5 protein-coding genes are annotated in these 7,991 nt (G+C 72.2%); all 5 read left to right on the plus strand.

The window, feature by feature from the left end:
* Positions 1–6 precede the first annotated feature (6 nt).
* Positions 7–555: a formaldehyde-activating enzyme gene (locus tag FV242_RS11580; protein WP_058192649.1), complete on the plus strand. Its 549-nt coding sequence runs from the start codon at positions 7–9 to the stop codon at positions 553–555.
* Positions 556–822: 267 nt separating this feature from the next.
* The gene (locus tag FV242_RS11585) at positions 823–1,827 is read left to right on the plus strand and encodes a MoxR family ATPase (RefSeq protein WP_147939022.1); all 1,005 of its coding nucleotides are present in this window, start codon (positions 823–825) and stop codon (positions 1,825–1,827) included.
* 2 nt (positions 1,828–1,829) lie between these two features.
* On the plus strand, positions 1,830–2,741 hold the full coding sequence (locus FV242_RS11590; RefSeq protein ID WP_147939023.1) for a DUF58 domain-containing protein: 912 nt from the start codon (positions 1,830–1,832) through the stop codon (positions 2,739–2,741).
* A 7-nt stretch (positions 2,742–2,748) separates the two neighbouring features.
* Positions 2,749–5,568: a DUF4159 domain-containing protein gene (locus tag FV242_RS11595; RefSeq protein WP_147939024.1), complete on the plus strand. Its 2,820-nt coding sequence runs from the start codon at positions 2,749–2,751 to the stop codon at positions 5,566–5,568.
* 238 nt (positions 5,569–5,806) lie between these two features.
* Entirely contained in the window at positions 5,807–7,891 is a 2,085-nt protein-coding gene (locus tag FV242_RS11600; protein ID WP_147939025.1) for a hypothetical protein, read from the plus strand.
* The last annotated feature ends 100 nt before the right edge of the window (positions 7,892–7,991 follow it).

The raw sequence follows: 7,991 nt of genomic DNA on the forward strand, positions 1-7,991 counted from the left end.
ACCCTTATGAGTGAACGCATCATCCTCCGCGCCGGCGAGGCGCTCGTGGCGGGCGGCCCGCCGAACACCGCGTCCGAGCCGGAGGTCATCATCGGCGAGCTGGACGGTCCCGTCGGCACCGCGATCGCGACGCTGACGGGCGACCAGGTGGTCGGCCACAGCCGCGTCTTCGCGCTCCTCAACACCGACATCATGGTTCGGCCGGTAACGCTCTGCGTCTCCAAGGTCAGCGTGACCGAGAGCAAGTACACCTCGATCCTGATGGGCACGGTGCAGTTCGCCATCGCCAACGGCGTGCTCGACGCCGTGCGGGCCGGCTACATCCCCAAGGAGAAGGCCAACGACCTCGGCATCATCTGCTCGGTCTGGCTGAGCCCCGGCGTGATCCAGGCCGAGACGGTGGACCACAAGGCGCTGTTCGAGATCCAGCGCAAGGGCATGACCGAGGCGATCCGCAAGGCCATGACCAACGAGCCGTCGATCGACTGGCTGCTCGAGAACCAGGACAAGATCGTGCACAAGTATTACACGATGGGTCTCGAAGGTAAGATCTGACCCGCGCGCTAAACAAACAGTCCCGGGAAGCGGTGGCGGACCAAACGACTTCGCTCCCGGGCATCGGCCAGCGCAAAACGTAAGGGTGTGCGGCTTCCTGGAGGGGGCGCCCCCGAAGCTGGTACCCGACGTTGCATTGCCGCGCGGATCCCACCGCGAACCGGCGTGCGGCGATCCCGACCTTGCCAGCCCGGTGCGAACGGCCCCACATTGACCGGATGACCGGCGGGGCACCTTGGGTACCTCGCACAGGAGACGGACAACGGCATGACGCAGGCGATCAGCCCGGCCACCAGCCTCGACGACGGCATCGTGGCCACCGCGGAGAGCTGCCTCGCCGCCGTGGGTCAGGCGCGGGACGCGATCCACGGGGTGATCTTCGGCCAGGAGAAGGTCGTCGATCTCGCCCTTGTGACGATCCTGGCCGGCGGCCACGGCCTGCTCGTCGGCCTGCCGGGGCTCGCCAAGACCAAGCTGGTCGAGACGCTGGGCACCGTGCTCGGCCTCGACGCGCGGCGCGTGCAGTTCACCCCGGACCTGATGCCGTCCGACATCCTCGGCACCGAGATCCTGGAGGAGGATGCCGAGCGCCGCAGGGCGTTCCGGTTCGTGCAGGGGCCGGTCTTCACCCAGCTCCTGATGGCCGACGAGATCAACCGGGCGAGCCCGCGGACGCAATCGGCCCTGCTCCAGGCGATGCAGGAGGGCCACGTCTCGGTGGCCGGCGTCCGCCACGACCTGCCGCGGCCGTTCCACGTGCTCGCCACCCAGAACCCGATCGAGCAGGAGGGCACCTACCCGCTGCCCGAGGCGCAGCTCGACCGCTTCCTGCTGGAGATCGATGTCGGCTATCCCGACCGCGCCGCCGAGCGCCGCATCCTGATCGAGACCACCGGCATCGACGAGGTGCGCCCGCACGCTGTGATGTCCACCGACCAGTTGCTCACCGCCCAGCGCCTAGTGCGCCGGCTCCCCGTGGGCGAAGCCGTGGTGGAGGCGATCCTCGACCTCGTGCGCTCCGCCCGGCCCGACGGAGGCGATCCGCTGGTGAAGGACAAGCTGCTCTGGGGGCCCGGCCCCCGCGCCAGCCAGGCGTTGACGCTGGCCGCCCGCGCCCGGGCCCTGATCGAGGGCCGGGTCGCGCCCTCGGTGGCCGACGTGAAGGCCCTGGCGGAGCCGGTGCTCAAGCACCGGATGGCGCTCAGCTACACCGCCCGCGCCGACGGCGAGACGATCGAGGGCTTGATCGGCAAGCTCGCCGAGAAGCTTTAGCCTTGGTCGGGACACACGCCCTCGACTCCGAACGGCGCACCCCCGGCAGGCGCGAGAGCGAGGGCGCGACGGCCCTCTCCGAAAGGATGCCCCGCCTCGTGCTGGAGGCGCGGCGGGTGTCGAGCCTCCTGGCCCACGGCCTGCACGGCCGCCGCCGGGCCGGGCCGGGCGAGAGCTTCTGGCAGTTCCGCCCCTTCGTCACCGGTGAGGCCGCCGCGCGGGTCGACTGGCGCCGCTCGGCCCGGGACGACCGGCTCTACGTACGCGAGCGGGAATGGGAGGCGGCCCACAACATCTGGCTGTGGATGGACCGCTCCGCGTCGATGGGGTTTTCGTCCGACCTGGCCTCGGCGTCCAAGATCGAGCGGGCCCTGGTCCTCGGGCTGGCGCTGGCCGACGCCTTCGTGGAGGGCGGCGAGCGTGTCGGGCTCCTGGGGTTGACCCGGGCGACGGCATTGCGGGGCATCGTCGAGCGGATGATCCAGGCGCTGGTCGCCGACAAGGCGGGCCTGGAGCAGGACCTACCGCCCCGGGCGAGCCCGGCGCGCTTCGACGAGGTCGTTCTAATCGGCGACTTCCTCACCGATCCCGCCCGGATCGCGACCGCGGTCCAGGCCCTGGCCGGACGGGGCAGCCGCGGCCACCTGCTGATGGTCGTGGACCCGATCGAGGAGACCTTCCCGTTCTCGGGCCAGGCCGTGCTGCACGACCTCGAAGGCGGGCTCAGCCTCGATATCGGCGACGCCGATTCCTGGGGCGTCCGCTACCGCGCCCGAATCGCGGAGCATCGCGCCGCCCTGCAGGCGATCGCCCGCCAGCAGGGTTGGACACTCACCCTTCACCGCACCGACCGCCCGGCGAGCGAGGCGGCCCTGCGGCTCGCCACGCTGATCGCCGCGCGCGGCCCGGAGTGAGGCCGCCATGCTCGGTCTGACCTTCGCGGCGCCCCTGGCGCTCGCCGCCCTGATCGGCCTGCCGGCCCTGTGGTTCCTGCTGCGGGTGACGCCGCCGCGGCCCCGGCGGATCGACTTCCCGCCGCTCAAGCTCGTCGCCGACCTGATCCCGCAGCGGCAGACGCCGGCACGCACACCGCCCTGGCTGCTGCTCCTGCGCCTGCTGATCGCCGCCGCGTTGATCCTCGCGGTGGCAGGCCCGGTCTGGAATCCTGGTGGCGTCGGAGCCGGTGGCGGCCGCAGCGCGCTCCTCGTGCTACTCGACAACGGCTTCGCCGCCGCCCACGATTGGCGCGACCGGTTGCGGGTCGCCACAGACGCCGTGGAGGGTGCGGCCCGGGACGGCCGGCCGGTGGCGGTGATCGGCCTGGCCGAGCCGCCCGCGGCCTTCGAGGCCAAGACCCCGGCCGCGGCCCTGGAACGCCTGCGTGCCCTGGCGCCCCGCCCGATCCTGCCGACCCGCGACGCGCATCTGACCAGCATCGGGACGTTCCTGGAGAAGAACCGCGGCGCAGGGCTCGTCTGGATCAGCGATGGCGTCGCCGGAGCGAGCGACGAGCGCTTCGCCAAGGGCTTGGCCGACCTCGTGGGCGGCAGCGGCGCCGCCCTGACGGTGTTGCGCGCCGACAGGCCTCCGGCCCTGGCCCTCACCGCCGCGGAGACCGGCGGCACCCTCACCGTCCGGGCCCTGCGCGCAGCCCCGAACGGGCGCGACGCCGGCGTGATCCGGGCGCTCGACCAGAAGGGCTTGCCGCTCGCCGAGCGCGACATCGCCTTCGCGGCCGACGCCACCGAGGCGACGGCGACGTTCGAGATGCCGGTGGAACTGCGCAACAGCATCAGCCGCCTGGAGATCGCCGGTGAGCGCTCGGCCGGGGCCGTGGTGCTGCAGGACGAGCGCGGCAAGCGCCGCCGGGTCGGCCTGGTATTTGGCGGCACCCTCGACCAGGCCCAGCCGCTTCTGGCGCCGACCTACTACCTCGCCCGGGCGCTCCAACCCTTCGCGGACGTGCAGGAGGCGCGCGGCGCCAAGGGTACGGCGGAATCGATCAACCAGCTCCTCGACAACCAGGTCTCGGTGCTGGTGCTCGCCGATGTCGGCGCGCTCGACGAGAAGACCACGGCCCGGGTCGAGAGCTTCGTGAAGGCCGGCGGCATGCTGCTGCGCTTCGCCGGCCCGCGGCTCGCGGCCGGCAACGACCCGCTCGTGCCAGTCCGCCTGCGCCGGGGAAACCGGACGCTCGGCGGCACCCTCTCCTGGGACAGCCCCAAGACCCTGGCGCCGTTCCCGCCCGAGAGCCCCTTCGCGGGCCTGACGCCGCCGGCCGATATCGGCGTGCGCCGCCAGATCCTGGCCGAGCCGGACGGCGACCTGCCGAACCGGACCTGGGCCTCCCTGCAGGATGGCACGCCGATCGTCACCGCGCAGAAGCGCGGCCAGGGCACGTTGGTGCTGTTCCACGTCACCGCCGACACGACCTGGTCGAACCTGCCGCTCTCGGGGCTGTTCATCGACATGCTCCGGCGCGTGGTCGGCTTGGCCGGCACGGCAGCGCCCCCCGCGGGCGAAGCCAGTCGCGCATCGGCCGTGGTGCTCGCCCCTCGGGTGACACTGGACGGGTTCGGCGCGCTCGGCTCGCCACCCGCTTCGGCCACCGCGGTGGCGGCCGATTACGCCGACCGGGGGAACACCGAGCACCCGCCGGGCTTCTACGGACCGGCCGACGGCGGCATCAGCGTCAACGCCCTGAAGCCCGACGACCGCCTGAAACCCCTCGACACCGCAGCGCTCGACGGCGCCCGGATCGGAACCCTCGCCGGAGCCGAGACCCTGGACCTGCGCCCGACCCTGTTCACCCTGGCGCTGCTGCTGCTCGCCCTCGACACGCTTGCGGGCCTGTGGCTCGGCGGCTTCCTGCGCCGCTCCGCCTGGGCGAGCCGTCTGCGCGGACGCCCGGCGGCGTTGGCCGTCGCGGGCCTCGTGCTGTTCGCCGCCCTCCCGGCACAGCCGCTGCGCGCCGAGGAACCGGCGGCCAACCGGCCGAACGGCATCGAATCCGCCCTCGTCACCCGGCTGGCCTACGTGATCACCGGGGACGCCGCCGTCGATGAGGCAAGCCGGACCGGCCTGTCCGGCCTGACCCAGATGCTCGCCTCGCGCACCGCCCTGGAGCCGGGCGAGCCCGCCGGGATCGACCCGGCCAAGGACGAGCTCGCCTTCTACCCGCTGATCTACTGGCCGATCGCGCCATCCCGGCCACAGCCCTCGGAGACGGCGATCCGCAAGATCGACGCGTTCATGCGCAACGGCGGCACGGTCCTGTTCGATACCCGCGACGCGCTCACGACCCGCCCGGGCGGTCCGCCCTCCCCGGAGGCGGCCTACCTGCGCAAGATGCTGGCGACCCTGGAGGTGCCGGAGCTGGAGCCGGTGCCCCTCGACCACGTCCTGACAAAGGCGTTCTACCTGGTCGACAGCTTCCCCGGCCGCTACGCCACCGGCCAGACCTGGGTCGAGGCGCTCCCCCCCGCGGCGGAGGGCGCCGAGCGCCGCCCGGCCCGGGCCGGCGACGGCGTCAGCCCGATCATCATCACCGGCAACGACCTCGCCGCCGCCTGGGCGGTGGGCCGCCGCGGCGAACCGCTCTACCCGGTTGTCGGCGGCGACCAGCGCCAGCGCGAGATGGCCTTCCGGGGCGGCGTGAACATCGTGATCTACACGCTCACCGGTAACTACAAGGCGGATCAGGTCCACGTGCCCGCGCTGCTGGAGCGGCTGGGGCAGTGATTTCCTTGGACAACCAGCGAAGCGCCGAAGGCCCTCCCCCCTCTGCGGGTTACGAGCGGCACGAGCTCGATGCGCGGGTGCTGATGCAGGCCGCGACGCGCTCCCTCTCCCGTACGGGAGACGGAACCTGCGTTTTCCGCGCTCACGCCACGACGACGGCGGCGGTTGCAACCTGCGAAGCCCGTAACTTTGCGGATGGAAGAAGCCCCCGCATCACGAAACCGGAGCGCTCCGCCCCATGCTGAGCCTCAGCTTCACCCCCCTCCTCCCGTGGCCGGTCCTCGCCGCCCTCGGGCTCGTCGTCGTCGTCCTGGCTCTGCTCGCCTTCGTGGCGCGGGGCCGGACCGCCCTGCTGCGCGCGCTGGTGCTCGCCCTGGTGCTGGCCGCCCTCGCCAACCCCGCCCTGGTGCGGGAAGACCGCGAGCCGGTGAAGGACATCGCGGCGATCGTGGTCGACCGCTCCGGATCGCAGGCGCTCGGCGACCGGCCGCAGATGACCGATGCGGTCCGGGCCGAGTTGCAGCGCCGCTTCGGCGCGCTCACCAACATCGAGCCCCGCTTCATCGATGTGCCCGACGCAAAGGACGGCGACGACGGCACCAAGCTGTTCACGGCACTGGGCCAGGCGCTGGCCGACGTGCCGCCCGAGCGGCTGGCCGGCATCGTGATGCTCACCGACGGCGTGGTCCACGACATCCCATCCTCGATGGCGCAAATCGGCATCAAGGCGCCGCTCCACGTCCTCGTCACCGGCCATCCGGACGAGCGCGACCGCCAGATCAAGCTTCTGGAGGCGCCGCGCTTCGGCATCGTCGGCAAGGATCTCACGATCCGCGCCGAGGTGATGGAGCGCGGCGGCACCGGCCATGCGGTCGTCATGATCCGCCGCGACGGCGAGGAGATCGGCCGGCGGGACGTACCCACCGACAAGCCGTTCGCTCTGACCACCCGGATCGAGCATGGCGGCCCGAACGTGGTCGAGATCGAGGTCGAGCCACTCCCGGGCGAACTCACCACGGTCAACAACCGCGCGGTCCTGCCGATCGAGGGCATCCGGGAGAAGCTCCGGGTGCTGCTGGTCTCCGGCGAGCCGCACCAGGGTGAGCGGACCTGGCGCAACCTGCTGAAATCAGACGCTAACGTCGACCTCGTGCACTTCACCATCCTGCGCCCGCCGGAGAAGCAGGACGGGACGCCGATCTCCGAATTGTCCCTGATCGCGTTCCCGACCCGCGAGCTGTTCGTTCAGAAGATCAAGGATTTCGATCTGATCATCTTCGACCGCTACGCCAACCAGAGCGTGCTGCCGCAGGCCTATTTCGACAACATCGTCCGCTACGTCCGCGAGGGCGGCGCGCTCCTCGTCGCCGCCGGCCCCGAATATGCCGGCCCGGCGAGCCTGGCCCGCACCCGGCTCGCCGGCATCCTGCCGGGCGATCCGGACGGGCGCGTGGTCCAGCGCCCCTACAAGGCGACCCCGACGCAGGTCGGCCAGCGCCACCCGGTCACCCGCGACCTGCCGGGCTCCGACGCGAACCCGCCCGCCTGGGGCGACTGGCTGCGCATCGTCCAGGCCCGCACCCGGCCCGGCATCCAGCCGATCCTGTCCGGCGCCGAGGGGCTGCCGCTGCTCGCCCTGTCGCGCGAGGACAAGGGCCGCGTCGCGCTGCTGCTGTCCGACCATGCCTGGCTCTGGGCGCGGGGCTACCAGGAGGGCGGCCCCTATCTGGATCTGCTGCGCCGCCTGGCGCACTGGCTGATGAAGGAGCCGGCCCTCGAAGAGGAGGCCCTCCGGGCACAGACCACCGGCCGCGGTCGCGAGGTGCGAGTCGAGCGCCAGACCATGGCCGAGCAGGTCGAGCCGGTCACCGTCACCGGGCCGACCGGCAAGGTCACGACGCTGACCCTCAAGCCCGGCGAGCCCGGCCTGTTCACCGCCACCTTCGACGCGGAGACCCTGGGGCTGCACACCCTGCGCTCGGGCAACCTCGTGGCCTTCGTCAGCGTCGGCCCGGCGAACCCGCGCGAGCTCGCCGACGTGTTCAGCGATACCAAGCGGCTGAAGGCGGTGGCCGAAGGCTCCGGCGGCTCGATCCGCCGGGTCGCGGATGCCGGCGGCACCACCCAGGTGCCGCGGCTCGCCACCGTGCGCAGCGGCCGCCTGGCCGGCGGAGACTGGATCGGCTTCCGCCCGAGCGACAGCGCCAACATCCGCGGTGTCGAGGTCTACCCGCTGGCGCTGGGCCTCGCCGCCCTCGCAGCGCTCGCCGCCGCCGTGCTCGCGATGTGGCTGGTCGAGGGCCGCCGCGGGCGTGCGGTTTAAGTTTTTGTGACTCGGCGTCTCGCCACCGCCTCCCCAACCGCGACGCTTTCCTCCCCCCTCTGCGGGGGAGGGTGGGCCCTGCGTCAGCAGGGGTCGGGAG

It is taken from the genome of Methylobacterium sp. WL64 (genome assembly GCF_008039945.1).
Classification (GTDB): domain Bacteria; phylum Pseudomonadota; class Alphaproteobacteria; order Rhizobiales; family Beijerinckiaceae; genus Methylobacterium.

Coding starts and splice junctions, on each gene's coding strand:
- FV242_RS11580 (WP_058192649.1), top strand. CDS start 7: ATGAGTGAACGCATCATCCTCCGCGCCGGCGAGGCGCTCGTGGCGGGC.
- FV242_RS11585 (WP_147939022.1), top strand. CDS start 823: ATGACGCAGGCGATCAGCCCGGCCACCAGCCTCGACGACGGCATCGTG.
- FV242_RS11595 (WP_147939024.1), top strand. CDS start 2,749: ATGCTCGGTCTGACCTTCGCGGCGCCCCTGGCGCTCGCCGCCCTGATC.
- FV242_RS11600 (WP_147939025.1), top strand. CDS start 5,807: ATGCTGAGCCTCAGCTTCACCCCCCTCCTCCCGTGGCCGGTCCTCGCC.